Source organism: Bacillus cereus group sp. BcHK124 (assembly GCF_027712065.1).
GTDB lineage: Bacteria > Bacillota > Bacilli > Bacillales > Bacillaceae_G > Bacillus_A > Bacillus_A pacificus.
On sequence record NZ_JAQFPJ010000001.1, the window covers coordinates 923,676 to 948,370 of the forward strand.

Below are 24,695 nucleotides of genomic sequence, written 5' to 3' on the forward strand. Positions count from 1 at the left end.
TAAGTAAACAATTTTAAATGTGACAAAACTCCAAACGTTGGATTTATATTCAATAGGAGAAAAAGATGTAGAATTTTGTCTTACTGTCCTCGTTTACTTTTTATTTCATTACATATAGGCTTTGTGGTGTAAGGGGAGACATCACCTTTACGCAAAATCTATAAGGAGGTCATTGTAATGAAACAAATTAAAAAGTTTGCGGGAGTTGCTTTAGCGGGGACGATTGGATTAAGTGGACTACTGTTTTTAGAACCAAGTGTAAGCGCTGCGGAAGTACAGCAAATGAAAGAGGAGAATTTCAATGCAATTGATGTATCGATGAATCCAAATGAATTATATGTATTAAGTGGCAGAAGCATTGATGTTCTTTCTGGAGATAAAGAAGCAATTCAGCTAAACAAATACACAATTCGTTTTAGTAAACCTGGGAAGTACGTTATTAGGGTGAATGGTTGTATTTATAATGATGTATATACTTTTATTGTGAATGAGTAGCATATATTCTTAAATTGTGAGATGAAAAAGAAACACCCTATTTGCGGTGAGAGCCGTAAATAGGGTGAATTTATTTGTATTAAGTTGTGTTTTATAAATTTTCATTAATTTGCTCTTTGTTTTTGTTTTGTAAAGTATGTAGGAGTGTTTGAAACATTTTAAATGATTGCTGGAAGATTGGACTTTGAATAAAAGTGTATAGAAAAGTTACGACAAAAACAGGGCCACCGAGCATAAATCCAATAACTAGTACAAAGCATTCTACTATGATTCTAGCACGGCTAATAGATAGACCGGTTTTGTCGGAAATAGTAAGCATGAATCCATCACGAGGTCCAGCGCCGATTCCAGCCGCAACATACATACCTCCCCCGATACCTGTAATGGCAATGCCAGAAAATAAAATGAGTAAGTTTAACCATAAATAATCACTAGCGTTTGGAAGAATATTTGATTGTAAGAAAAAGTCCATAATCGGACCGATAAGTAGTGCATTTAAAAATGTTCCTACATTTATGTATTTTCGATCTACTAGTAAAGAAATGAGAACGAGACATAATCCACATACGACACTCCACGTACCAATCGTCCATCCAAACCTTTGGTAGAGAGCCATGTTTAAAACTTCCCAAGGATGTAAACCGAGAAATTTAACTTTTACTGCAAGAGCATTTCCAAGGCCGAAAAAAATTAATCCTAAGAAAATAGCGAAAGAGAGTTAGCCTCATTTTTAAAACCTCCCATATTGTATAATTATGTATATTACATGTAAGAGTTCTAATGTACAAATATTACGACTTTTCAGCCGGTATTTAAAATAGCTAAAATGCAAATGAAATATATGTATTCACAGTCAAAAAAGTTAAAATATTTCGTCTCAAGGATTATAATAGAGAAAGAAATATAAAAGGGAGTGAACGAGTTTGAAACAAGAACTTATTGAAAGATTTACGAGATATGTAAAAATTGATACGCAATCAAATGAAGAAAGTCATACAGTGCCAACAACACCTGGACAAATTGAATTTGGTAAGTTATTAGTGGAAGAGCTAAAAGAAATTGGGTTAACAGAAGTGACGATGGATGATAACGGTTATGTAATGGCAACACTTCCTGCTAATACGGATAAGGATGTTCCTGTAATTGGCTTTTTAGCACATTTAGATACGGCGACAGATTTTACAGGGAAAAATGTAAAACCACAAATTCATGAAAACTTTGACGGGAACGCAATTACGTTAAATGAAGAGCTAAATGTTGTGTTAACACCAGAGCAATTCCCAGAGTTACCATCTTATAAAGGTCATACGATTATTACAACGGATGGTACGACACTTCTTGGAGCAGATGATAAAGCTGGTTTGACAGAAATTATGGTTGCAATGAACTATTTAGTACATAATCCACAAATTAAGCATGGAAAAATAAGAGTTGCATTTACGCCGGATGAAGAAATTGGCCGTGGCCCAGCACATTTTGATGTAGAAGCGTTTGGTGCATCATTCGCTTATACGATGGATGGAGGTCCATTAGGTGGTTTAGAATATGAAAGCTTTAATGCTGCAGGTGCTAAGTTAACGTTTAACGGAACGAATACACATCCTGGAACAGCGAAAAATAAAATGCGTAACGCAACTAAACTTGCTATGGAGTTTAATGGGTATTTACCAGTAGAAGAGGCGCCGGAATATACTGAGGGCTATGAAGGATTCTATCATTTACTTTCTTTAAATGGTGATGTTGAGCAAAGTAAAGCGTATTATATTATTCGAGATTTTGATCGTGAAAATTTTGAAGCGCGTAAACATAACGTTGAAAATATTGTGAAGCAAATGCAAGAGAAGTATGGACAAGATGCAGTCGTTTTAGAAATGAATGATCAATACTATAACATGCTTGAAAAGATTGAACCAGTGAGAGAAATTGTTGATATTGCATATGAGGCAATGAAAAGTTTAAATATTGAACCAAACATTCATCCGATTCGCGGCGGGACAGATGGATCACAGCTATCATATATGGGATTACCAACGCCGAATATTTTCACAGGTGGTGAAAACTATCACGGTAAATTCGAGTATGTTTCGGTAGATGTTATGGAAAAAGCTGTTCAAGTTATTGTAGAGATTGCAAGACGATTTGAAGAACAAGCTTAAAAAAGAACCAAGTAGTGCAGATGTGCTACTTGGTTTTTTAGTATAATACTCGCCACAAATAAAAAGTTGCGTAAGACTCCCAGTTCATCCAATTTGCCGCAAAATCTTTTATTTCCTGTTTAGTCGGTTTACTTTCGGAACCTGTTATATATTTAATTGCATTGTGCAAGCCAACATCGTCAATTGGAAAGGCAGAAGGAAAGCGTAAACAGCGCATTAAAACATAGTTGGCAGTCCACGGTCCTATACCATGTATAGCGGTTAATTGTTTTTCAGCTTGTTTCACATCTTGTATTTGCAGTAAAGATTCTTTTGATAGTTTTCCTTCTGTAATAAGCTTTGCAATACCGATTAAATATTCACATTTTCTAGTCGTCATTTTTAAGTTTTTGAGATCCTCTACATGTAAATTGGCAATCGTTTCAGGAGAAGGGAATATCCAATGTTTTCTATCGTTCCATTCTACATAATTTCCAAAGTGTTCGACTAATCTTCTTTTTAGCGTATAAGCATATGTGAGATTAATTTGCTGACCGATAATTCCCCAGGAAAGTGCTTCAAATAAGTCTGGAATACCTAAAGTACGAAGTCCATAATATTGTTCAATTGGTCTTTGAAGGAGTACATCATGTTTAGCCAATGTATAAAAGGGAGCTAAATCAGTAGTTAAATCAAACCAATCCTTCACATAGTTAGCTACAGCTTCGTGTATCGATTCTTCAGATGTATATAATTCTTCTAAAAAACGTATTTGAATATGCCCATCTGTATTCATACTAATTGCAACTAAAGGATTTACATCGTGAACAGAGATAACTTTATAAATTTTGTTGTCTTCAATGTGAAACATACATTCATTGTTAGAACGTGATAGATAGCGTAAATTTTCTTGGAAACTAAATTCTGTTGGCACTGCTAAAGTTAATGCGTTACTATATTCTGCTGTCATAAGAATTCTACCTGCGACTTTTCTAATGTAAGCAATTCTTTCTTCATTTCTAATCCCCCTCTAAAGCCAGTTAGTTTCCCATTCTTTCCAATAACACGATGGCAAGGAATCGTAATAAGAAGTGGGTTAGCTGCAATAGCAGTAGCAACGGCACGCACCGCTTTAGATTTTTGAATTCTTTCGGCAATTTCTGTGTAAGAATATGTTTTCCCATAAGGAATTTCACGTACTGTATTCCAAACAGATAATTGAAATTCAGTTCCGTAAGCATCGATAGGAAATGCAAAAGTTTCTCGCTTGTTTTCTAAATACTCGATAATTTCTTTTGTATATACTTGTAAGTAATCTGGACTATGGATCAATATATGTTGGGGAAGCTTTTTTCTAGCCCATATATTTAATTCTTCAAAGGTCTCATCTTGTGATCCAATGAAACATAGTCCATTTTCAGTTGCAGCAATATGAAATTGCCAATTTTCATGTGTAAGTAGCGTCCAATATATATAATCATTTTTGTAGGAATTCATTATTGTAACCCTCTTTCATTTCATTCTTTTTTCGATATGCAGTAGGCGTAAATCCTGTTTTCTTTTTGAATAAAGTTGCGAAATATTCTGGGTTTTCTATCCCAACAGCATTACTAATTTCTTTAATGGATTGATTTGTTTGTAATAGTTGTTCTGCCGCTTTAACAATTCTGAACTGTTGTATATATTCTATAGGACTTATTCCTGTCGTTTTTTTGAAAGTGCGTTGTAAATGAAATGAGCTACCATGGCACATTTCCGCAAGTATGTCGAGAGTTAATAATTCATCAAAGTGTTTTTCGATATACTTTTTAATTTGTTCTACCCACTCTTCATTAGGTAAAGTGAGCCCATTTGGTTTACAACGTTTGCACGGGCGAAAATTTTCACTTAACGCTTGCTCTGCATGATGAAAAATTCGTACATTGTTTTTATTCGGTATTCTTGATTTGCATGATGGCCTGCAAAAGATTCCGGTTGATTTCACAGCATAAAAGAACTTGCTATCATAGGAAGAATCATTATGAATAATCGCTTGCCAATGCTCATTTGTTAACGTAACTCCTTCATTGTACAAAGAACATCACCTCTGAAATTAGTATAACCTGAATAAAGTGCGTATGTATGTATTCACAAATGTAAGAGCAAGATTACAAAGGTGAAAATATTGGATGGCGTTTAGATTATTTTGTTGTTTCCGAAAGAATGAAAGACAAAATAACAGAGGCGAAAATTAATAGTGAAGTAATGGAATCAGACCATGGCCCAGTTGAATTACATATAAATTTCTAAAAAAAGAAGTATCCCCCTAACATTAGGCGGATACTTCTTTTTTATTCATTTTGTTAAAATTTTTCAAATCTTTCTTGAAATAATTGCGTATTAAATATATACTTAGTAACGATAATCATTATCAATGAAAATAATTATCAATGGATGAGGTATAAAAGAATTATAGCTTAGGGGAAGTGAACGCGAATGAGTTCTGGATAGAATTATTAATCTAATGAAATATATGTAAGACAAGTTTCATATAGTTAAATTTTATTGAGAATATAGTTTTGAAAATTCGAGAGGAGATGTATAAAGATGAATAAGAAGTTATTTACATTAGGGATGGTTACAGTTTTAAGCGTAGGGCTAGTAGCATGTAATAGTGCAGATAAAACTTCAGGAGAAAAAACACAACAGACAAATGCTAGTGAGACGAAAAAAGACGAAAAACGAAAAATTACATATTTAGGTAAAGAATATACAGTGCCAGCAAAAGTAGATAAAATTGCGACAGCTAGTTTAGAGTCAATGGAAGATGCGGCGGTACTTGGTATTAAGCCAGTAGGTGCAATTACTGTTGGTGGTAAATTACCGAAGTATCTTGAGAAAGATTTAGAGGGTGCAAAATCTGTTGGTGAGAAAATGGAACCAAATTTCGAAACATTACTTCAATTAAAGCCAGATGTTATTACATCAAGTACGAAATTCCCAGCAGAAACAGCTGAAAAATTTACGAAAGTAGCTCCTACATTCCCGGTATCACATGTTTCAACAAATTGGGAAGATAACTTAAAGTTAATGGGAGAATTAACTGGCAAAAAAGATAAAGCGGAAAAAATTATTAAAGATTACAATGCGGACGCTGAAAAAGCAAAAGCAAAACTAGGAGATAAGTTAAAAGACAAAAAAGTACTTGTTATTAGACTAAGGGCAAACGAATTATTCCTATATCCAGAAGGAGTATACTTCAACCCTGTAATTTATCAAGATCTTGGGCTAACTGCTCCAGAACAATTAAAAACTGTAAAAGCACAAGAGAAGATTTCATTTGAAAAACTTGCTGAACTTAACCCGGATTATATTTTCTTACAATATGAAACAACTGAAAATAAAAACCCGAAAGTGCTAGAAGAAATTGAAAGTAATCCAATTTGGCAAAGTATGAATGCTGCGAAAGAAAAGAAAGTATTTGTAAACGTTGTGGATCCAATGGCACAAGGTGGTACTGCTTGGAGTAAAACAGCATTCTTAAAAGAAGCAGTGAAAAATTTATCTAAATAATATTTTAAGTAAGGTGCGTTGAATGATATGCAGAAAACAAATGCAGTACCAGTAACCATATTATGTATAGCACCCATACTCATCTTATTTACAGTTATACTTTCTATTTTGTATGGGGCGAAAAGTATTGATGCTGAAACGGTGTGGAACGCGTTATTTCATTTTGATTCAAGTGATGTAAATCATAATATCATTATTACTTCACGTTTACCAAGGGTAGTTGCAGCTCTTTTAGTTGGAGCATTTCTAGCCATATCAGGAGCACTTATGCAGGGGATGACAAGAAACTATCTTGCATCCCCTTCTATTATGGGTGTGACGGATGGGGCAGCTTTTGTTATTACACTTTGTATGATTTTTCTTCCAGGAATGTCATCGATTGGTATGGTTGTATGTTCAATGATTGGTTCTGCATTAGGAGCCGGTATCGTATTTGGTTTTGGTTCACTCCTTCAAAATGGCTTATCGCCAGTTAGGTTGGCAATTATCGGAACGGTTATTGGAACATTTTTAAGTAGTGTATCGGCCGCGATGGCTTCATATTTCCAAATTTCTCAAAATGTTAGTTTTTGGTTTAATGCAAAGTTAGATCAAGTTGATCCTAATATAATTAAAATCACAATACCTTTTGGGGTAATTGGAATAGTTTTAGCACTGTTAATATCAAAATCTATTACGATTCTTTCTTTAGGAGAAGAAGTTTCTATTAACCTAGGGCAGCGTACAAAACTAGTTAAAGCAATGGCTATTTTATCAGTAATCTTTTTAACAGGAACAGCAGTTGCTTTAGTGGGGAAAGTAGGTTTTGTAGGTTTAATTATTCCGCACATTACTCGCTTTATAATTGGAGTAGATTATAAGTGGATTTTACCATGTGCAGGCGTTATTGGCGGCGTTTTTCTAGCGTTATGTGACGTTTTAAGTAGATTTGTAAATTATCCATTTGAAACGCCGATTGGAGTCGTAACATCTTTAATTGGAATTCCTTTCTTCCTGTATTTAATCCGGACAAGAGGAGGAGAGAGACATGCTTAAAAGCTCAAATCAACGTTTCGGAATGACGATGGGGATACTTATATTTTTAATACTATGTGCTATTTATATTAGTTTAACGAATGGTACGTTTGATATTACGATTACAGATGTATTTAAAACACTCTTTAGAATAGATCCAGTACCAGACCATGATTTAGTTATTTTTGAGTTCCGTCTCCCGCGCATCATAATTGCTGGATTAGTAGGATTAGGTCTCGGTGTTGCAGGTGCTGTTATTCAAGGGATTACGAGAAATGGATTGGCAGACCCAGGTATTTTAGGGGTTAATGCCGGAGCAGGAACAGCAATCGTCATTTTTATGTTTTTCTTCCAAGGACAATTAAAAAGCACAGACTGGGTTTCTATTATGATGATGCCAATGTTTGGTTTAGTAGGTGGATTAGGTGCAGCTATCATCATTTATCTGTTTTCTTGGAAAAACGGTAAGTTAGATTCGCAGCGACTTTTATTAACAGGGATTGCAATTGGATCAGGATTTGGGGCATTTTCTATGTATTTATCACTCAAAATGAAGTCAACTGATTTTGAAATGGCTGCAGTATGGGTGTCCGGAAGTATATATAGTGCAAACTGGAAGTACATTATTGCCATGTTGCCGTGGCTTATCATATTAATTCCTCTCATACAAAAGAAAGCTTATTTATTAGATTTATTTCAGTTGGAAGAAACGAGTATTACAAGTTTAGGTGTTTCGCTAGAAAGAGAGAAATCAATTTTACTATTAAGTAGTATCGGACTTGTGAGCGCATGTGTTGCTGTTTCAGGGAGTATTGGTTTTATTGGATTAATGGCACCACATATAGCGAAAAGACTTGTCGGTATTCAGCATAAGCATATCATTCCTACGTGCGGAGTAATCGGAATGTTTCTTGTAATTGCTTCAGACTTTATTGCAAAAACAGTTTTCACACCTGTAGAGTTACCAGTTGGAATCGTTATTTCTATTGTCGGTGTACCGTATTTCTTATATTTACTTTATAAGGCGAAAGCGTAAGAGGAGGAATAAAAGTGAGTATTTTAAGTGCAAAAAATTTAGAAACGAGTTATGAAAAGCTTACAGTGTTTCGCGATTTAAATGTGGAAATACAAGAAGGAAAAGTAACGACAATTATAGGGCCAAACGGGTGCGGTAAATCAACATTGTTAAAAACAATGGGAAGAATTTTAAAGCAAAAGAGTGGTAAAGTATATTTGCAAGGGCAAGATCTAAATACAATTCCAACGAAAGAAATTGCGAAACAGTTAGCTTTACTCCCGCAAACTCCAATTGCGCCAGGAGAGCTTAAAGTAGAAGAATTAATTTCTTATGGACGTTATCCACATCGAAATAATGTAAATAAGTTAACTTCAAAAGATAAAGAGATGATTGACTGGGCATTAGATATAACGAAAACTTCTGCATTTCGAACGAGACAAATTGCAAATTTATCAGGTGGTCAACGACAAAAGGTATGGCTAGCAATGGCTTTAGCACAAGAGACAGAAGTGTTACTACTAGATGAACCAACTACATATCTTGATATGTCTCATCAATTAGATGTATTACAAATTGTGGAGAAGTTAAATAAAGAACATAATTGTACGGTCGTTATGGTACTACATGATATTAACCATGCAGCAAGGTTTTCAGATGAAATTATTGCAATGAAGGAAGGGGAAATTGTTACAACTGGTAGTCCAGAAGAGATTATTACAAATGAAGTATTAAAAGAAGTATTTCATATTGATGCGCGTGTCATGATCGATCCGTATAACGGGGCTCCTGTTTGCTTCGGTTATGATAGCGTTGTATCTCAAGAAGAAAAAGTAGAAATATATGTAACAAGTTAAAAGGGGGGATATAGGGTGAATACTACTATTGAAAAACAGCAGATTAAAACATCTAATACAGAACAGTGGAACATGTATTCAAAATTAGAAGGTAACGAGTATCAAATTTATATTTCAAAGCCGAGGCAGCCAGCACCCGAGTCAGGGTATCCTGTTATATACGTATTAGACGGCAATGCCTTTTTTCAAACATTCCATGAAGCTGTTAAAATACAATCAGTTAGAGCAGAAAAAACAGGTGTTTTACCAGCCATTATAGTAGGTATTGGTTATCCGATTGAAGGGGCATTTTCAGGTGAAGAAAGATGCTATGATTTTACGCCTAGCGTAATTTCAAATGATGCACCTTTAAAGCCAGACGGTAAACCGTGGCCTAAAACAGGAGGAGCACATCATTTTTTTACTTTTATTGAAGAAGAATTAAAGCCGCAAATTGAAAAGAATTTTGAAATTGATAAAGGAAAGCAAACACTATTTGGGCATTCTTTAGGTGGTCTATTTGCTTTACATATATTATTTACAAATCTAAATGCTTTTCAAAATTATTTTATAAGTAGCCCGTCGATTTGGTGGAATAACCAATCTGTGCTTGAAAAAGAAGAGAATCTTATAAGTGAATTAAACAATGCAAAGGTTAAAACAGGAGTATTTCTTACAGTGGGTTCACTAGAACGAGAGCATATGGTTGTAGGGGCAAAGGAATTATCAGAGCGCCTTTTCCAAGTGAAACACGATCAGTTTAGATTTACGTTTTATGAAGCTGAAGGGGAGAATCACGCGTCTGTTGTGCCGACTTCTTTAAGTAAAGGATTGAGGTTTGTTAGTCACATATAGAAGAGGGAAAAGGTAAGCGATTGCTTACCTTTTTTTCATTATTGTTTAAAAGCAACGTATCCATCAATTAAAAAGCTAGTGAGAAAGCGAATAATTTAATATAAACGAGAAACATTCAAATGAATATTTGAATGTTTCTCGTTTATAAGGTATACTACATACATAATCAAATATATATTTGAACAAGAGGTGTTACATATGAAGGAAGAACATTGTGAACTTTGTTATTATGATGAGCAAAAAGTAAAACATGCAAGTGATATGCTAGAGAAAGAAAATATAAGTAGTGTAGCAAAAATGTTTAAGGCACTTGCAGATGAAACACGTTTAAAAATTGCTTATGCGTTGTATACAGAAAAGGAACTTTGCGTACGCGATGTCGCAAGTATTATTCATAGTAGTATTGCAACAGCATCACACCACTTAAGACTATTACAAACGATAGGATTAGCGAAAAAGCGTAAAGAGGGGAAACTTGTTTTTTATTCATTAGATGACTCCCACGTAAATGGATTAATTGAATTAGCGTTTAGTCATAGTAGTGAAATAAGTAAAAAAGAACTAAATATGTAACAATGCATTTTCATAAAGATACTTCTTTATGAAAATGCAACTTTCAAGGGAGAGGGGATAATAAGTATGGTAAAGTTAGTTTTAATACGACATGGACAAAGTGAATGGAATGTTGAAAATCGGTTTACAGGTTGGACGGATGTTGATTTATCTAGTAAAGGTTTGGAAGAAGCAAGAGAAGCCGGAGTAATGCTGAAAGCTAGTGGTTTCTCATTTGATATCGCATATACATCTGTTTTGAGAAGAGCGATGCGTACTTTATGGATTACTCTCGAAGAAATGGATTTGATGTGGATACCTGTTTATAAAACATGGAAATTAAATGAGCGACATTACGGTGCACTTCAAGGGTTAAATAAGGAAGAGACAGCAAGAAAATATGGCGATGAACAAGTAACCTTATGGAGACGTTCAACAAATGTACGCCCACCAGCACTTACAAAAGATGATGAAAGATATGAAGCAGCACATCCGAAATATAGAGATATAAAAGATTATGAGTTCCCTCTTACAGAAGACCTAGAAGATACAGAGAAACGAGTTGTTTCATATTGGAATGAAGAGATAGCTCCTAACGTAAAAGCTGGTAAACAAGTAATTATTGCAGCCCATGGAAATACAATACGTGCTTTAGTAAAACATTTAGATCAAATTTCAGATAAAGATATAGAAAATGTAAACATTCCAACAGGAACACCATTAGTTTATGAATTGGATAACGATTTAAAACCGATAGGCCATTATTATTTAAATAGGGAAATAGAAACTTTAGAAGAAAAACAGGTGTGAAATAAACGATTTATAATACCCTACCTATGTATTGTATATTAACAATGGAGGTGATTAATAGTGTTACATTATACGGTCGTAAATAAAAAGAATTGTAAGTCATGTGGATTATGTACTTCTATAGCACCTGATATATATCAATTAGACGGAAGGGGGAAATCATTTGGTGTATTAGATAACAATCAAGGAATAGTGGGTATACCAAAAACTTTCTTGCAAGCAATGTTGACGGCAAGTGACGGCTGCCCAACAAGTTCAATTCAGGTCAGAAAAGAGCCATTTATCCCACTTTAATGGGCAGTAAGACCCCCACTAATTGAAGTTTCACTTTATAAAGAAAGTAAAAATTTAATAGAGGAATTATGAAAGACAAAATTAAAAGGAGGCATTTATATGGGACATCATCACGGTCACCAACATCATGGACATGCTCATGGGCATTCACATGGACATCATCATTTTGAGGAAAGCAGGAAAGGAAATAGAAAAGGATTAATTACAGCTTTAGTAATTACAGCAACTATTATGTTCCTTGAATTTTTCGGGGGACTAGTTACAAATAGTTTGGCCTTATTATCTGATTCAGGCCATATGTTAAGTGATACAAGTTCATTATTATTAAGTTTAATTGCTATTGGATTGGCAGCTAGAACAGTTACTTCTAAAAAAACGTATGGATATTATCGGTTTGAGATTTTAGCAGCATTAATTAATGGAGTTACGTTATTTGTTGTAGCAGGGCTTATCGTATGGGAAGCAATTGGTCGTTTTTTTGAACCACCAACTGTTGCAAGTGGTCCAATGATGTTAATCGCATCAATTGGTTTACTAGCAAATTTAATTAGTGCATGGGCACTTATGAGACAAGGTGATGTGAAAAATAATGTGAATTTACGTAGCGCGTATTTACATGTTCTTGGAGATGCTTTAGGATCAGTGGGAGCATTAGTAGCTGGTGTACTTATGTCGTTATTCTCATGGTATATTGCAGATCCAATTATTTCAGTAGTTGTTGCTTTATTAATTTTAAAGAGCGCGTGGGGAGTAACAAAACATTCCATTCATATACTTATGGAGGGTACACCCGTTGCAATTGAACTAGAGAAAGTAAAGCAAGCGATTAAAGGAGTAAAAGGTGTACGTGATTTACATGATCTTCATATTTGGACAATTACATCTGGATTAGATGCATTAAGCGTCCATGTAATGATTGATAAAAAACAGGATGATCAAGAAGTACTTCAAAATATTATTAATATGTTAAAACAAGAGTTTCATATTGAACATGCTACCATTCAAATTGAAACACTTACTATTAAACATAATGAAATGATCGTCTAATTATAAATGTAAACAAAAGGCTATGGGGAAATTCTCCATAGCCTTTTGTTTGCGTAAGTAGAATTGTCCTTTTTGAAAGTTTTGTTTCAATTTTTCGTCTAAAGAGACAAAAAGTTGTCACAATTCGTTCACAATTAGCATAAACATAAAATAGACGAAATGAACTTATTTCCGAAAAGGCTTGGTTCATTCCAATTATGATTCGTAGAGCTGAAAAAGCACGGATGAAAAGTTCACTATATTCTCAAGGAGGTAGATCGTATGAAAACTATTCTTGCTATTGCTGGGCTTATTTGGGTTTTATCACATGGCATTCCAATTTATGAAGGAGAACAAATTCGCAGTGCTCTGAATAAAAATTTTAATGAATATCATATTATTGATCGGCAAGATAACGTTGTGACTGTTCGTGTAAATGACTGTTTTCATACGGTAACCGTTGAAGGAACTTCAGTAGTGAATGATACAAAAGTATGTGATCAGCAATAATTATATATAGGAAGAAAAAGTCTCAATTTACATGTGTGAAGATTGAGGCTTTTATATTTGGGAATGAATAATAAGCGGGGATGGAAAATCCCCGCTTATTATTGTTTTTTGAAAAAAGGAAAGGGTATAATGAAAATTGAGACTGAGAAGCTAACAATGTATTAAAAATAATCATAAAGTGGAAATATACTCATATGGGGTATCATGCATGGATATTTAATGCTATAATTGGTATACTCGTAAAAGTAATTGTTTTATTGGATGAAGAGAAACTTTAAGAAGGTGATAATATGGGGCATAAAGAGCATGAAGCAGTAACACATAGATCAGAAAAAGAAAAAGAGCAAATTATAAATAGATTAAAGAGAATTGAAGGGCAAGTTCGGGGTATTCAAAATATGATTGAAAACGATCGGTATTGCGTGGATATTTTAGTGCAAATTTCAGCGATTAATGCAGCAATGAAAAAAGTAGGAATGGGTGTATTAAAAAACCATACAAGTCATTGTGTTTCAGGTGCAATTAAAGATGGTAATGGTGACGAAGCAATTGAAGAATTAATGACAGTATTTGAACGTTTTTCAAAAGCGTAAAAACAAGCTAGTACGTAACTGGCTTGTTTTTTGTTTACTTTCATATAAGGTTTCGGGGTATTGATGTGAAAAAGTGTATGTAAAATAAACTTTTAGAAAATAATTGAAAAATCATGATACAAAACTATTGATTACCTTAGGGGGGTATGGTAATATGTAATTGTGATTAACAAACAATAAAGAAACAAGAGGAGGATTTTAAATGGAACAGTTAACATTACAAGTTGAAGGTATGTCTTGTGGACATTGTGTAAATGCTATTGAAAGTAGTGTGAAAGAACTAGATGGCGTTGATCAAGTAAAAGTTCAATTAGCAGAAGGAACTGTTGAAGTTACTATCGACTCGTCAGTTGTAACATTAAAAGATATCATTGCTGTAATTGAAGATCAAGGATACGATGTTCAATAATTATTTTTAGATATGGAAATAAATCGTACTTTCTATAAAGTACGATTTATTTTGCTAATAATTATACCTCATAAGGGTATATAGAGGTGAGAGACATGAATGAACAAAAAGAGGCCAATCTTCAAATATCAGGAATGACATGTGCCGCATGTGCAAATAGAATTGAAAAAGGCCTAAAAAAAGTAGAAGGTGTTCATGATGCAAATGTAAATTTTGCACTTGAAAAAACAAAAATAATGTATGATCCCCAAAAAACAAATCCGCAACAATTTAAGGAAAAAGTTGAATCGTTAGGATATGGAATTGTAAGTGATAAAGCTGAATTTACTGTTTCAGGAATGACATGCGCAGCATGTGCGAATAGAGTAGAAAAGCGTTTAAATAAGTTAGAAGGCGTGAACGAAGCGACAGTAAATTTCGCTTTGGAATCGGCTACAGTAGATTTTAATCCTGATGAAATTAATGTAAATGAAATGAAGAGTGCAATTACGAAATTAGGATATAAATTGGAATTGAAATCAGATGAGCAAGATGGATCAACTGATCATCGCTTACAAGAAATTGAGCGACAAAAGAAGAAGTTTATCGTTTCGTTTATTTTATCATTCCCGTTACTGTGGGCAATGGTAAGTCACTTCTCATTTACATCGTTTATTTATTTACCTGATATGCTTATGAACCCTTGGGTGCAGATGGCTCTTGCAACGCCAGTTCAATTTATCATTGGTGGACAGTTTTATGTTGGAGCTTATAAAGCGTTACGTAATAAAAGTGCTAACATGGATGTTCTTGTGGCACTTGGAACGTCGGCTGCCTATTTCTATAGTGTATATTTAAGCATTCAATCTATCGGTTCTTCGGAGCATATGACAGATTTATATTTTGAAACGAGCGCGGTACTTATTACACTAATTATTTTAGGTAAATTATTTGAAGCAAAAGCAAAGGGACGTTCATCAGAGGCAATTAAAAAGTTGATGGGTTTACAGGCAAAGACAGCTACAGTTGTGCGAGATGGAACAGAAATGAAAATTTTAATCGAAGAAGTAGTAGCTGGTGATATCGTTTATGTAAAGCCTGGTGAAAAAATTCCAGTAGATGGTGAGATTGTAGAAGGAAAGTCAGCAATAGATGAATCGATGTTAACAGGTGAAAGTATTCCAGTTGATAAAACAATTGGGGATGTAGTAATCGGTTCTACAATGAATAAAAATGGATTTTTAAAAGTGAAAGCAACTAAGGTAGGAAGAGATACTGCATTAGCTCAAATTATTAAAGTAGTAGAAGAGGCACAAGGTTCAAAAGCTCCTATTCAAAGGGTAGCTGATCAAATTTCTGGTATTTTTGTACCAGTTGTAGTTGGAATCGCGATTATTACATTTGCAGTGTGGATGATCTTTGTTACACCAGGTGATTTTGGCGGAGCACTTGAGAAAATGATAGCAGTACTTGTTATCGCTTGCCCATGTGCATTAGGTCTTGCAACGCCTACATCTATTATGGCTGGATCAGGAAGATCAGCTGAGTATGGTATTTTATTTAAAGGCGGAGAGCATTTAGAAGCAACGCATCGATTAGATACAGTTATTCTAGATAAAACAGGTACTGTGACAAACGGGAAGCCTGTGTTAACAGATGTAATTGTAGCAGATGGATTCCATGAAGAAGAAATACTACGTTTAGTAGGTGCGGCAGAAAAAAATTCTGAACACCCACTTGCAGAAGCGATTGTAGATGGAATTAAAGAAAAGAAAATTGATATTCCAAGTTCAGAAACATTTGAAGCGATTCCTGGATTTGGTATTGAATCAGTCGTAGAAGGAAAACAATTATTAATTGGTACACGCCGATTAATGAAGAAATTCAATATTGATATTGAAGAAGTTTCTAAATCAATGGAAGAGTTAGAACGAGAAGGAAAAACAGCAATGCTTATTGCGATCAATAAAGAATATGCTGGTATAGTTGCCGTTGCAGATACTGTAAAAGATACGTCAAAAGCAGCTATCGCAAGACTTAAGAAAATGGGTCTAGACGTTGTTATGATTACAGGAGATAATACACAAACTGCTCAGGCAATTGCGGGGCAAGTAGGTATTGATCACGTAATCGCAGAAGTATTACCAGAAGGAAAAGCAGAAGAAGTGAAACAACTTCAAGCGCAAGGTAAGAAAGTAGCAATGGTTGGAGATGGAATAAATGATGCTCCTGCACTTGCAACGGCGGATATCGGTATGGCAATTGGAACGGGAACGGATGTAGCGATGGAAGCGGCGGACATTACGTTAATCCGTGGTGATTTAAATAGTATTGCTGATGCAATCTTTATGAGTAAGATGACGATAAGAAATATTAAGCAAAACTTATTCTGGGCACTAGCTTATAATGGCTTAGGAATCCCGATTGCAGCGCTTGGCTTCTTAGCGCCTTGGGTTGCAGGAGCAGCGATGGCATTTAGTTCTGTATCGGTCGTATTAAATGCATTACGATTGCAAAGAGTGAAGTTAAAATAAAGGCTTTATGTGCATAAAGGAACAAAAGAAACAGCATAATGGTCAGATTTTTATTAATTATGTAATGAAAAAAATAGCCCTCTCGTAAACGAGAAGGCTATTTTTCATTATTTTACAGCTTCTTTTAGTTCTTTACCAGCTTTGAAAGCAGGTACTTTAGAAGCTGCGATTTGCATTTCTTCACCAGTTTGTGGGTTACGGCCTGTACGAGCAGCTCTTTCGCGAACTTCGAATGTACCGAATCCGATAAGTTGTACTTTTTCACCAGCAGCTAGAGTGTTAGTGATTGATTCTACTACAGTTTGTACAACTACAGTAGCTTCTTTTTGAGAAATCTCAGCATTTTGTGCTACGTTTTTAATTAATTCTGTTTTGTTCATGTTTTTCACCTCATATGTAAATAATGCTATTTAAGTTGTTATTATAACGTATAAAACATTCGAGAACAAGTGTACGCACATATATTCGTAAAAAAAATGGAATTTGTAATATTTTTTAGATACGTCTATATAGACGGTTCATTTAAGCGGATACAGATTTTTTCTTTAATTCGGTTTGCTCTTTATTGGAAGGTAGTTTCTTATTATAAGATATGAAATAAGGTAATGCCACAAATAACATACCTCCCACTAAGTTTCCGAAGAAAACAAAAATGAAGTTTGGAAAATATTCAATCCATGTTAAATGACCAGCAAAAATTGCAGCTGGGATGACAAACATATTGGCTACAACGTGTTGAAATCCAATTGCAACAAAAGTCATAACTGGGAACCAAATGCCGATAATCTTTCCGATAAATTCTTTACTTCCCATACTAAGCCAAACAGCTAAACAAACGAGCCAATTACATCCGATGGCAGAAATGAAGGCTTGTAGTGGTGTATCTTGTAGTTTAGCTTGCGCAATAGAAACTGTTTTTGCTAAAAAAGCTCCCTCTGTTAATCCGACGACATGACCGAAAAAATAAGCAACGAATACAGCACCTATGAAGTTGCTAAACGTAACAATAACTAAATTTCGAATGAAGTGAAATAAGTCGATTTTTTTATGAAGCCACGCCATTGAAACGGTCATCATATTGCCAGTTACTAACTCACCGCCTGCAAGAATAACGAGTATAAGACCGATAGGGAATACAGCGGCACCTAGAAAACTAGTAAATGATCCCCAAGCTTTTGGCATTGTTCCAATAACATGAATATCGAGTAAATACCCTAATGCTATGAAAGCACCGCCAAAAAAACCGAGAATTAGCATAGGGAGTAATGATAAATGAGCTTTTTTTCTTCCGGAATTAGCAGCAAGTTCCGTGATTTCTTCTGGTGTAAATACAGACATGAATAATCTCTCCTTAATAAAATGATAAAAGAATAAATGGAACATTTTTAAGAATCTATGTATTATAAAAATATGTTATGACTTCTGTATAAATTTGTCAAAGTGAGCAGGGCTGGAATTGAATATAACTAACATTGTTCGTGTTGTCACATGAATGTAACAATAAGGTTTTAAAGTACTTCTAGAGGTGAGAACATGAATACGTATCACGTAAAAGAAGAACAAAAAAAATCAATCGTCAAGATATCTATAATCAGTTTCGTAAGTGTAGTAATGATTTCTATAAGTTTGTATTTCTATGCGACAGAAATAGAACGAAAACTAGTAACAGTTACGTGGAATGAAATAGAAGCTTCTACAATTCCTAAAGAGTTTCATAATAAAAAAATATTACAGTTCTCAGATGTACATTTAGGACCAGAATTCACACTGAAACAATTAGAAAATTTGGTGGAGAAGATGAATGCATTAAGTCCAGATGTAGTAGTTTTCACAGGGGATTTAATAGATAAGTTTGGATCGTACAAAGCCGAAAGAGAAGAAGCGAAAGGGATTTTACAAAAAATACATGCGCCCTTAGGGAAATATGCAGTGTTTGGGAATCATGATAGGGGCGGCGGAGGTAGTTTATTTTATAAAAAATATATGGAGGAAGCTGGTTTCGCTGTGTTAGTCAATGAAGTGCAGAAAATTAAAGCGGAAAACGGCAAATATATTACAATATCAGGTTTGGATGATTTTTTATTAGGTAAGCCGCAAATAGACTCGACTTTAAAACATGTAAGGCAACAAGATTTCAATATGTTATTAGTACATGAGCCGGATGTTGTAGACAAAATAGTACGTTACCCAGTTGATTTTCAAATGTCAGGCCATAGTCACGGAGGACAAGTTCAAATCCCTTTTATCGGTCCATTCATTACGACAAAACTAGCTGAGAGTCATGTTGAAGGTATGTATGAATTAGAAGGAAAGAATAAGCCATTACATTTATACGTAAATCGTGGGATTGGGACAACTCGAATGCCTGTTAGATTTTTGAGTGTACCTGAACTTTCAGTATTTGTATTGAAGCAAAATAGTAACTAATGTATTCAATTCCACATCATCATTCTTAATTTGATTTTGATGAACGAGCGATGTTAATTGATGGTAAATAAAAAACAACAATAGGTCATATAAAACCTATTGTTGTTTTTTATTATTTTTGCAAGGAAATCGCATCAAAATATGTTCTATAGTTATTAGAGAATTCAAAGTTGTTTTTTGCATCCCAATTAATAGACCAAGACATTAGGCCGCGGAATGCAGGATAGCCACTCTCATTTGAAAGTTTATACTTTCCTCCGAAAGGAATTCCCTTAATGATATAATCTAAAGCTTTTTTCATTTCAGTTGGAGAAATATACCCACCACTTGGAGCGGCCGCTGGTGCTGCAGGAAGTCCAATCATGACTTGATCCGAACGAAGAGCTGGGAACATGTTATTTGCATTACCACCTACAGGAAAACCATGTAAGAGCATATCTGCCATAGCGACCTCGTAGTCTGCAGTACCTTGATTGTAGTTATTACCGTCCATTCCAATGCCACTGCCAGCGTTGTAGTGTTGAACGTGAATGTATGTTAGTTTATCTTTCACTCCGTAAATAATCGGTAAATATGCGCCCCAGATGTTTCCGTATGCGCTATAACCGCCTTGAACATAAGCTGTTTCAGGAGCCATGCTTAATAGAAAGTCGGGACCGTAATGATCTGAGATTGTTCGAATAGCCGAAATAAGATTTACGATTTGAGGAGTAGTTGGGTTTTTGAAATTAGTGTCATTACCGTTTAAGTAAATACCTGATTCAAGGTCAATATCTATTCCATCAAAACCGTATTTATCGATTAGAGATTGTATGGAATTAATGAAACGTTGCTTAGCAGCATTGTCAGGAAGTAAAACGACCCCATTTTGTCCACCTATTGAAAGAACTACTTTCTTTCCTTTACTTTTTAAATAAGAAATATCTGATTTGAATTCTGCATCTGTACCATACACAGGAGAAAATTCAACAGTAGAACGATCACCACCAGTTTCCCCAAAAGATACATTGATTACATCCCATTTTGGTGAAACGTCTCTTAATTTAATAATGCCAGTACCGTTATCAAAGTTATGCCAGTATCCAACGAGTAGTTTTGATCCTAAATTGTTTGCTGCTTGTGCTTGAAAGGGGGATAGTGGTAACAGTAAAAAAATTACTAACGTACAACAAATGAATTTGAACTTGTTTAACATATCAACACTCCTATACAAAAAGTTGTCTAGATGTATAATCTTGTTTATTTAATAATATCTGAAAATTCATTCTTTTGTAAGGTAACTATAATTTTCTCAACAATTGTATACGGGAAATTGTTAAACTTAATGAAATAATTTTTATAGGAGCTTGCATTACAATTGTTAAATTCAGAATATTTTGATATATTTTAAAGTGTAGGCCAAGGTTTTTCACATAATACTCTTACATAAAGTTGAACCAATCGGGCATTTACGGGGAGTAGATTCCCACCTAACTTCTTTGCTTCCCCTGAATTTTGAGGTGGGGGTCTTACTGCCCGTTAATGCGGGGCAAATTTCAAAATTACGTTTGGAAGGGGATGTACAAGCGTTGGAAAAAAATCTTAAGAAAGACCTCAAAATACGCCATATTACAATGATTTCAATTGGTGGCGTAATAGGAGCTGGTTTGTTTGTTGGAAGTGGGGCGGTTGTACATTCAGCCGGACCAGGTTCTATCGTTTCATATGCATTAGCAGGACTTCTAGTTATTTTCGTTATGAGAATGCTTGGAGAAATGGCAGCTATTAACCCGACAAGTGGGTCATTTGCAACATATGCAAGAGAAGCAATTGGTCCATGGGCCGGTTATACAATTGGGTGGCTATATTGGTTTTTCTGGGTAATTGTTATTGCAATAGAAGCCACAGCAGGTGCTGGTATTATTCAATACTGGATTCCAGAAATCCCACTTTGGTTATTAAGCTTAATATTAACGATTTTATTAACATTGACGAATGTTTTTTCGGTGAAATCATTTGGAGAGTTTGAATATTGGTTTTCTTTTATTAAAGTAATAAGTATCGTTTTGTTCCTTTGTCTTGGACTAGCTGTTATTTTAGGATTTGTACCAGGAACGGAAGCACCTGGCACTTCGAATTTAGTAGGACAAGGAGGATTTATGCCAAACGGTATAAGTTCGGTGCTACTTGGAATTACTGTCGTTATATTTTCATTTATGGGATCTGAGATTGTTGCAGTAGCTGCTGGAGAATCTGCTGAACCTGTAAAAGCAGTAAAAACAGCAACAAATAGTGTAATTTGGCGTATTCTCGTATTTTTCATTGGATCTATCGCTGTAGTTGTTACACTTCTTCCATGGAATTCAGCGAACATACTAAAAAGTCCGTTTGTAGCGGTACTGGAACATATAGGGATACCAGCGGCAGCACAAATTATGAATTTTATCGTTTTAACAGCTGTACTTTCTTGTTTAAATTCTGGTTTATATACGAACTCAAGAATGCTTTTTTCGATGGCAGAAAGAGGAGATGCTCCAAAGGCGTTTTTGAAATTGAACAATAGTGGTGTTCCAGTTCGGGCAGTTTTATTCGGAACGTTCTTCGCTTATATTGGAGTTGTTTTTAGTTATATATCTCCAGATAAAGTCTTTTTATTTTTAGTGAATGCATCTGGCGGGATTGCGTTGCTCGTTTATCTCGTTATAGCTGTTTCGCATTTAAAGATCCGTAAAAAAATGGGGAAAGTAGAACAACAAAATTTGAAAGTGAAAATGTGGTTTTTCCCGTATGTAACGTATGTTACAATTGCCGCTATTATAGCAGTTTTAGTTGCGATGCTTGCAATTGAATCTTTACGTTCACAAGCACTTTTGACGATGCTTGTTACTGTTCTTATAATACTTTCTTATTTTATTTTTAATAGAAATAAAAATAGTACAGTATCGAATACTACAAGTAAGAATGAGGAATCTGTTCGATTCTAATTTCTTGTTTTCGAAGAGATTTACACCCAATCATTGCTATAAAAGAATCATATATAATCATAGAAATGAGTAATTACTATTGTCATAGTGAATATAAACTTTTTTCTTGACTTTTTATACGAAGGCGAGCAGAATGGTAAAAAAGGAAGGGGGGATGACGATGGAAGATTACGTATTAGAGCTGTATAACCTGCTATATACGACAGAATGGCAAGATATTGTTTCGTTTCTAGGAATCGTATTTTGTATGAAAATAGTAATTGTATATATGGAAGAGCAAGGTATGTTCTATTCCTTCTCATCCCCGTTCGATATGCAACGCGAGCCGTTGCTAAACTATGCCAATGTGAATTACGAACAATTTCCTTTTGTTATTTTCTTTATGATTCGATTTATTACAGCAATTGTAAAGAAAAAGGAAAGTGACGATGAAGAGTGCCACTCAACTTGTAATATAGCGAATGTTTTTTAAGCTAAATACAAGGAGGAGATTTATATGTGGTTTCGATTTCTTATGATTGGTTTCTTTTCATTAACAGCAATTTCTTTAATGGGATACCAAGTGTCTGAAATTTTTCAAGCATATAGCGATACATTTTTTAACAAAAACTAATCGCATTGCTATTTGAATAATAAAGCGATAAAATCCTTCTTAAGAAGTTTTATTAAGAAGGGTTTTTTTTCTTTGTTTTGTCTTGCTGTGTCAAACTATTGTCACATTTACACTGTGAATAGTATGTTAAAATAGTGAGGTTACGTATACATATTTGAAGGAAGAGGGAGTGACCATTTTGGTGGATCAATCAACAAATCAGAAAAGCTATGCTCCTATTGTGATAACGCTTTCTGTAATTGTAAATGCGATTATTTTATTTTTGTTCTTTGGACCTGTTGGCTATGAAGGAGAAGTACATTTTGATGTAACGATTTTACCAATGTTAAACGCAATTTTTAATAGCTTTACGTTCGTATTCTTATTAGCAGCGCTATACTCTATTATTAAGAAGAATGTGAAAATGCACCGTGGTTTCATCCTGGCAGCATTTACGACGACGTTGCTATTTTGTGTTTCTTATTTATCGTATCATTACTTAGCGCCGGCAACACATTTTGGCGGAGAAGGGTTTATTAAATATGGGTATTTCATCATTTTAATTACACATATTATCCTGGCAGCAATTATTGTACCACTTGCATTGTTTGCACTTGTATTTGGTTTTACAAATCAATTAACACGTCATCGTAAAATTGTACGTTGGACGATGCCGATTTGGTTATATGTAAGTTTATCTGGTGTTATTGTTTACTTAATGATCTCACCTTATTATCAATAAAAAATCTCAGCCTATAGGCTGGGATTTTTTTGTTAGGCAAATATTTTTGTGAAATGAAAAAAATATGGTATACAAAAGTATAGTTACTTTTCATATAGAAGGGATGGTAAAGGGATATGCAAAATTTTGTATTTCGTAATCCAACGAAACTTATTTTCGGTAAAGGGCAATTAGAACAGTTGAAAACTGAAATTCCACAGTTTGGTAAAAAAGTTCTTCTCGTATACGGGGGAGGTAGTATTAAAAGAAACGGTATTTATGATAATGTAATTTCTATTTTAAAAGATATAAATGCAGAAGTGTTTGAATTGACAGGCGTTGAACCGAATCCACGTGTATCAACTGTAAAGAAAGGAATTCAAATTTGTAAAGATAACGGTGTTGAATTTATTTTAGCAGTTGGTGGAGGAAGTGTAATTGACTGTACGAAGGCAATTGCTGCTGGTAGTAAGTACGATGGAGATGTGTGGGATATTGTAACGAAAAAAGCTTTTGCTAGTGAGGCATTACCATTTGGTACTGTACTTACGCTTGCAGCAACAGGATCTGAAATGAATGCTGGTTCTGTCATTACAAACTGGGAAACGAATGAAAAATATGGCTGGGGTAGTCCAGTTACTTTCCCGCAATTTTCAATTTTAGATCCCGTTCATACTGCGTCTGTACCGAGGGATCAAACAATTTACGGTATGGTAGATATTATGTCGCACGTATTAGAGCAATATTTCCACCACGGAACAAATACAGAATTACAAGATCGTTATTGTGAGTCTGTTTTAAAAACAGTAATTGAAACCGCCCCTAAGCTTTTAAGTGATTTAGAAAGTTATGAGCATAGAGAAACTATTTTATACTGCGGTACTATGGCGCTAAACGGTATTTTAGCGATGGGAGTAAAAGGAGACTGGGCAACACACAATATTGAGCACGCAGTTTCTGCGGTTCATGATATACCACACGGAGGTGGCCTTGCGATTTTATTCCCGAACTGGATGAAGCATGTTGTAGATGAAAATGTAAGTCGTTTTAAACAATTCGCTATTCGTGTATTCGATGTAGAAACGGATGGAAAGACTGATCGAGAAATTGCGTTAGAAGGAATTGAGGCGTTACGTCAATTTTGGACTTCAATTGAGGCACCAGTAACGTTATCTGATTATGCTATTGGAGAAAATGAAATTGATGTAATGGCGGATAAAGCGATGGCTTATGGCGAATTTGGTAACTTTAAAAAATTAAATAAAGACGATGTTTTAAGCATATATAAAGCTTCCCTATAAGTGAAGCGAGTAAAGGAACCCATTTGATATAACAATCCAATGGGTTTCTTTTTTGTTGTTTATAACTGTTTATGACTGATTT

Annotated in this window: 26 protein-coding genes and 3 pseudogenes; 22 read left to right on the forward strand and 7 right to left on the reverse strand. The window is 34.7% G+C overall.

Features of this window, described 5'->3' with window-relative positions:
- Positions 1-177: 177 nt before the first annotated feature.
- Positions 178-495: a hypothetical protein gene (locus PDK19_RS04940; protein ID WP_000809490.1), complete on the forward strand. Its 318-nt coding sequence runs from the start codon at positions 178-180 to the stop codon at positions 493-495.
- Positions 496-586: 91 nt separating this feature from the next.
- Here the strand turns inward: PDK19_RS04940 and PDK19_RS04945 are convergent.
- Positions 587-1,223, reverse strand: a pseudogene (locus PDK19_RS04945) (YczE/YyaS/YitT family protein).
- Between the two features lie 195 nt (positions 1,224-1,418).
- On the opposite strand from PDK19_RS04945, the gene pepT reads away from it, so the two are divergent.
- Positions 1,419-2,651 (forward strand): peptidase T, encoded by a 1,233-nt coding sequence (gene pepT, locus PDK19_RS04950; RefSeq protein ID WP_000807021.1) that lies wholly within the window; start codon positions 1,419-1,421, stop codon positions 2,649-2,651.
- A gap of 37 nt (positions 2,652-2,688) precedes the next feature.
- Here the strand turns inward: pepT and PDK19_RS04955 are convergent, their stop codons facing one another.
- Genes PDK19_RS04955 through PDK19_RS04965 form a run of 3 tightly spaced genes read right to left on the reverse strand, consistent with a single transcriptional unit; the run spans position 2,689 to position 4,704 of the window.
- Positions 2,689-3,600, reverse strand: a complete 912-nt coding sequence (locus PDK19_RS04955; protein WP_000123529.1) for a DNA-3-methyladenine glycosylase family protein — start codon at positions 3,598-3,600, stop codon at positions 2,689-2,691.
- Positions 3,597-4,127 carry a methylated-DNA--[protein]-cysteine S-methyltransferase gene (locus tag PDK19_RS04960; RefSeq protein ID WP_001089810.1) on the reverse strand — a complete coding sequence of 177 codons (531 nt, stop codon included), beginning with the start codon at positions 4,125-4,127 and terminating at the stop codon, positions 3,597-3,599. Before PDK19_RS04960 ends, PDK19_RS04955 begins: the two co-directional genes overlap by 4 nt.
- Complete coding sequence (locus PDK19_RS04965; protein WP_000282156.1) at positions 4,108-4,704, reverse strand: bifunctional transcriptional activator/DNA repair enzyme AdaA; 597 nt, start codon at positions 4,702-4,704, stop codon at positions 4,108-4,110. The genes PDK19_RS04960 and PDK19_RS04965 overlap by 20 nt, the downstream gene beginning before the upstream one ends.
- A gap of 77 nt (positions 4,705-4,781) precedes the next feature.
- On the opposite strand from PDK19_RS04965, the pseudogene PDK19_RS04970 reads away from it, so the two are divergent.
- The 15 genes and pseudogenes from PDK19_RS04970 to PDK19_RS05040 all read left to right on the forward strand — a co-directional run.
- Positions 4,782-4,919: pseudogene (locus PDK19_RS04970) on the forward strand (exodeoxyribonuclease III); the annotation flags it as partial.
- A gap of 297 nt (positions 4,920-5,216) precedes the next feature.
- Positions 5,217-6,182, forward strand: a complete 966-nt coding sequence (locus PDK19_RS04975; RefSeq protein ID WP_270706667.1) for an iron-hydroxamate ABC transporter substrate-binding protein — start codon at positions 5,217-5,219, stop codon at positions 6,180-6,182.
- Between the two features lie 27 nt (positions 6,183-6,209).
- Entirely contained in the window at positions 6,210-7,217 is a 1,008-nt protein-coding gene (locus PDK19_RS04980) for a FecCD family ABC transporter permease (RefSeq protein WP_001173062.1), read from the forward strand.
- Positions 7,210-8,232: a FecCD family ABC transporter permease gene (locus PDK19_RS04985; protein WP_000920433.1), complete on the forward strand. Its 1,023-nt coding sequence runs from the start codon at positions 7,210-7,212 to the stop codon at positions 8,230-8,232. The genes PDK19_RS04980 and PDK19_RS04985 overlap by 8 nt, the downstream gene beginning before the upstream one ends.
- 14 nt (positions 8,233-8,246) lie before the next feature.
- Entirely contained in the window at positions 8,247-9,068 is an 822-nt protein-coding gene (locus tag PDK19_RS04990) for an ABC transporter ATP-binding protein (RefSeq protein ID WP_000025777.1), read from the forward strand.
- Positions 9,069-9,083: 15 nt separating this feature from the next.
- Positions 9,084-9,902 carry an alpha/beta hydrolase gene (locus PDK19_RS04995; RefSeq protein ID WP_229135338.1) on the forward strand — a complete coding sequence of 273 codons (819 nt, stop codon included), beginning with the start codon at positions 9,084-9,086 and terminating at the stop codon, positions 9,900-9,902.
- Positions 9,903-10,100: 198 nt separating this feature from the next.
- A complete protein-coding gene (locus PDK19_RS05000) occupies positions 10,101-10,475 on the forward strand; it encodes an ArsR/SmtB family transcription factor (RefSeq protein WP_000656812.1) in 375 nt (124 codons plus the stop codon).
- Between the two features lie 66 nt (positions 10,476-10,541).
- Positions 10,542-11,264, forward strand: a complete 723-nt coding sequence (gene gpmA / locus PDK19_RS05005) for a 2,3-diphosphoglycerate-dependent phosphoglycerate mutase (protein ID WP_000240143.1) — start codon at positions 10,542-10,544, stop codon at positions 11,262-11,264.
- 60 nt (positions 11,265-11,324) lie between these two features.
- Positions 11,325-11,558, forward strand: a complete 234-nt coding sequence (locus tag PDK19_RS05010; RefSeq protein WP_270706668.1) for a ferredoxin — start codon at positions 11,325-11,327, stop codon at positions 11,556-11,558.
- Between the two features lie 99 nt (positions 11,559-11,657).
- Positions 11,658-12,605 (forward strand): cation diffusion facilitator family transporter, encoded by a 948-nt coding sequence (locus PDK19_RS05015; RefSeq protein WP_270706669.1) that lies wholly within the window; start codon positions 11,658-11,660, stop codon positions 12,603-12,605.
- A 261-nt stretch (positions 12,606-12,866) separates the two neighbouring features.
- Positions 12,867-13,094 carry a hypothetical protein gene (locus PDK19_RS05020; protein ID WP_000849103.1) on the forward strand — a complete coding sequence of 76 codons (228 nt, stop codon included), beginning with the start codon at positions 12,867-12,869 and terminating at the stop codon, positions 13,092-13,094.
- Between the two features lie 290 nt (positions 13,095-13,384).
- Positions 13,385-13,687: a metal-sensing transcriptional repressor gene (locus PDK19_RS05025; RefSeq protein WP_000509876.1), complete on the forward strand. Its 303-nt coding sequence runs from the start codon at positions 13,385-13,387 to the stop codon at positions 13,685-13,687.
- Positions 13,688-13,889: 202 nt separating this feature from the next.
- Positions 13,890-14,096, forward strand: coding sequence for a copper chaperone CopZ (copZ, locus tag PDK19_RS05030; protein WP_061183106.1), 207 nt, complete (start codon positions 13,890-13,892; stop codon positions 14,094-14,096).
- 95 nt (positions 14,097-14,191) lie between these two features.
- Positions 14,192-16,609, forward strand: coding sequence for a heavy metal translocating P-type ATPase (locus PDK19_RS05035; protein ID WP_270706670.1), 2,418 nt, complete (start codon positions 14,192-14,194; stop codon positions 16,607-16,609).
- A pseudogene (locus PDK19_RS05040) lies at positions 16,605-16,697 on the forward strand (GNAT family N-acetyltransferase); the annotation flags it as partial. The gene PDK19_RS05035 and the pseudogene PDK19_RS05040, both read left to right, overlap by 5 nt.
- A gap of 19 nt (positions 16,698-16,716) precedes the next feature.
- Here PDK19_RS05040 and PDK19_RS05045 read toward each other — a convergent pair.
- Entirely contained in the window at positions 16,717-16,989 is a 273-nt protein-coding gene (locus PDK19_RS05045; protein WP_001043904.1) for an HU family DNA-binding protein, read from the reverse strand.
- A gap of 142 nt (positions 16,990-17,131) precedes the next feature.
- Positions 17,132-17,947, reverse strand: a complete 816-nt coding sequence (locus PDK19_RS05050; protein WP_000110523.1) for a formate/nitrite transporter family protein — start codon at positions 17,945-17,947, stop codon at positions 17,132-17,134.
- A 195-nt stretch (positions 17,948-18,142) separates the two neighbouring features.
- Here PDK19_RS05050 and PDK19_RS05055 point away from each other — a divergent pair, with 195 nt between their 5' ends.
- Positions 18,143-19,036, forward strand: coding sequence for a metallophosphoesterase (locus PDK19_RS05055; protein WP_061183104.1), 894 nt, complete (start codon positions 18,143-18,145; stop codon positions 19,034-19,036).
- 112 nt (positions 19,037-19,148) lie between these two features.
- Here PDK19_RS05055 and PDK19_RS05060 read toward each other — a convergent pair whose 3' ends face one another.
- Positions 19,149-20,231 (reverse strand): chitinase, encoded by a 1,083-nt coding sequence (locus PDK19_RS05060; protein WP_270706671.1) that lies wholly within the window; start codon positions 20,229-20,231, stop codon positions 19,149-19,151.
- A 373-nt stretch (positions 20,232-20,604) separates the two neighbouring features.
- Between PDK19_RS05060 and gabP the strand changes: the two genes are divergently transcribed.
- From gabP to PDK19_RS05080, 4 genes are all read left to right on the forward strand, one after another.
- Positions 20,605-21,999, forward strand: coding sequence for a GABA permease (gene gabP / locus PDK19_RS05065; protein WP_270706672.1), 1,395 nt, complete (start codon positions 20,605-20,607; stop codon positions 21,997-21,999).
- A 133-nt stretch (positions 22,000-22,132) separates the two neighbouring features.
- Positions 22,133-22,471 (forward strand): hypothetical protein, encoded by a 339-nt coding sequence (locus PDK19_RS05070; protein WP_116733334.1) that lies wholly within the window; start codon positions 22,133-22,135, stop codon positions 22,469-22,471.
- Positions 22,472-22,790: 319 nt separating this feature from the next.
- On the forward strand, positions 22,791-23,333 hold the full coding sequence (locus tag PDK19_RS05075) for a DUF420 domain-containing protein (protein ID WP_270706673.1): 543 nt from the start codon (positions 22,791-22,793) through the stop codon (positions 23,331-23,333).
- Between the two features lie 116 nt (positions 23,334-23,449).
- Positions 23,450-24,613 (forward strand): iron-containing alcohol dehydrogenase, encoded by a 1,164-nt coding sequence (locus PDK19_RS05080; RefSeq protein WP_001179079.1) that lies wholly within the window; start codon positions 23,450-23,452, stop codon positions 24,611-24,613.
- The last annotated feature ends 82 nt before the right edge of the window (positions 24,614-24,695 follow it).

Excerpts from the sequence above, each read along its gene's own strand:
- PDK19_RS04940 (WP_000809490.1), top strand. The coding sequence starts at position 178 with ATGAAACAAATTAAAAAGTTTGCGGGAGTTGCTTTAGCGGGGACGATT.
- PDK19_RS04955 (WP_000123529.1), bottom strand. The coding sequence starts at position 3,600 with ATGACAGCAGAATATAGTAACGCATTAACTTTAGCAGTGCCAACAGAA.
- PDK19_RS04960 (WP_001089810.1), bottom strand. The coding sequence starts at position 4,127 with ATGAATTCCTACAAAAATGATTATATATATTGGACGCTACTTACACAT.
- PDK19_RS04975 (WP_270706667.1), top strand. The coding sequence starts at position 5,217 with ATGAATAAGAAGTTATTTACATTAGGGATGGTTACAGTTTTAAGCGTA.
- PDK19_RS04980 (WP_001173062.1), top strand. The coding sequence starts at position 6,210 with ATGCAGAAAACAAATGCAGTACCAGTAACCATATTATGTATAGCACCC.
- PDK19_RS04985 (WP_000920433.1), top strand. The coding sequence starts at position 7,210 with ATGCTTAAAAGCTCAAATCAACGTTTCGGAATGACGATGGGGATACTT.
- PDK19_RS05000 (WP_000656812.1), top strand. The coding sequence starts at position 10,101 with ATGAAGGAAGAACATTGTGAACTTTGTTATTATGATGAGCAAAAAGTA.
- gpmA (WP_000240143.1), top strand. The coding sequence starts at position 10,542 with ATGGTAAAGTTAGTTTTAATACGACATGGACAAAGTGAATGGAATGTT.
- PDK19_RS05015 (WP_270706669.1), top strand. The coding sequence starts at position 11,658 with ATGGGACATCATCACGGTCACCAACATCATGGACATGCTCATGGGCAT.
- PDK19_RS05020 (WP_000849103.1), top strand. The coding sequence starts at position 12,867 with ATGAAAACTATTCTTGCTATTGCTGGGCTTATTTGGGTTTTATCACAT.
- PDK19_RS05025 (WP_000509876.1), top strand. The coding sequence starts at position 13,385 with ATGGGGCATAAAGAGCATGAAGCAGTAACACATAGATCAGAAAAAGAA.
- copZ (WP_061183106.1), top strand. The coding sequence starts at position 13,890 with ATGGAACAGTTAACATTACAAGTTGAAGGTATGTCTTGTGGACATTGT.
- PDK19_RS05035 (WP_270706670.1), top strand. The coding sequence starts at position 14,192 with ATGAATGAACAAAAAGAGGCCAATCTTCAAATATCAGGAATGACATGT.
- PDK19_RS05045 (WP_001043904.1), bottom strand. The coding sequence starts at position 16,989 with ATGAACAAAACAGAATTAATTAAAAACGTAGCACAAAATGCTGAGATT.
- PDK19_RS05050 (WP_000110523.1), bottom strand. The coding sequence starts at position 17,947 with ATGTCTGTATTTACACCAGAAGAAATCACGGAACTTGCTGCTAATTCC.
- PDK19_RS05055 (WP_061183104.1), top strand. The coding sequence starts at position 18,143 with ATGAATACGTATCACGTAAAAGAAGAACAAAAAAAATCAATCGTCAAG.
- PDK19_RS05060 (WP_270706671.1), bottom strand. The coding sequence starts at position 20,231 with ATGTTAAACAAGTTCAAATTCATTTGTTGTACGTTAGTAATTTTTTTA.
- PDK19_RS05070 (WP_116733334.1), top strand. The coding sequence starts at position 22,133 with ATGGTAAAAAAGGAAGGGGGGATGACGATGGAAGATTACGTATTAGAG.
- PDK19_RS05080 (WP_001179079.1), top strand. The coding sequence starts at position 23,450 with ATGCAAAATTTTGTATTTCGTAATCCAACGAAACTTATTTTCGGTAAA.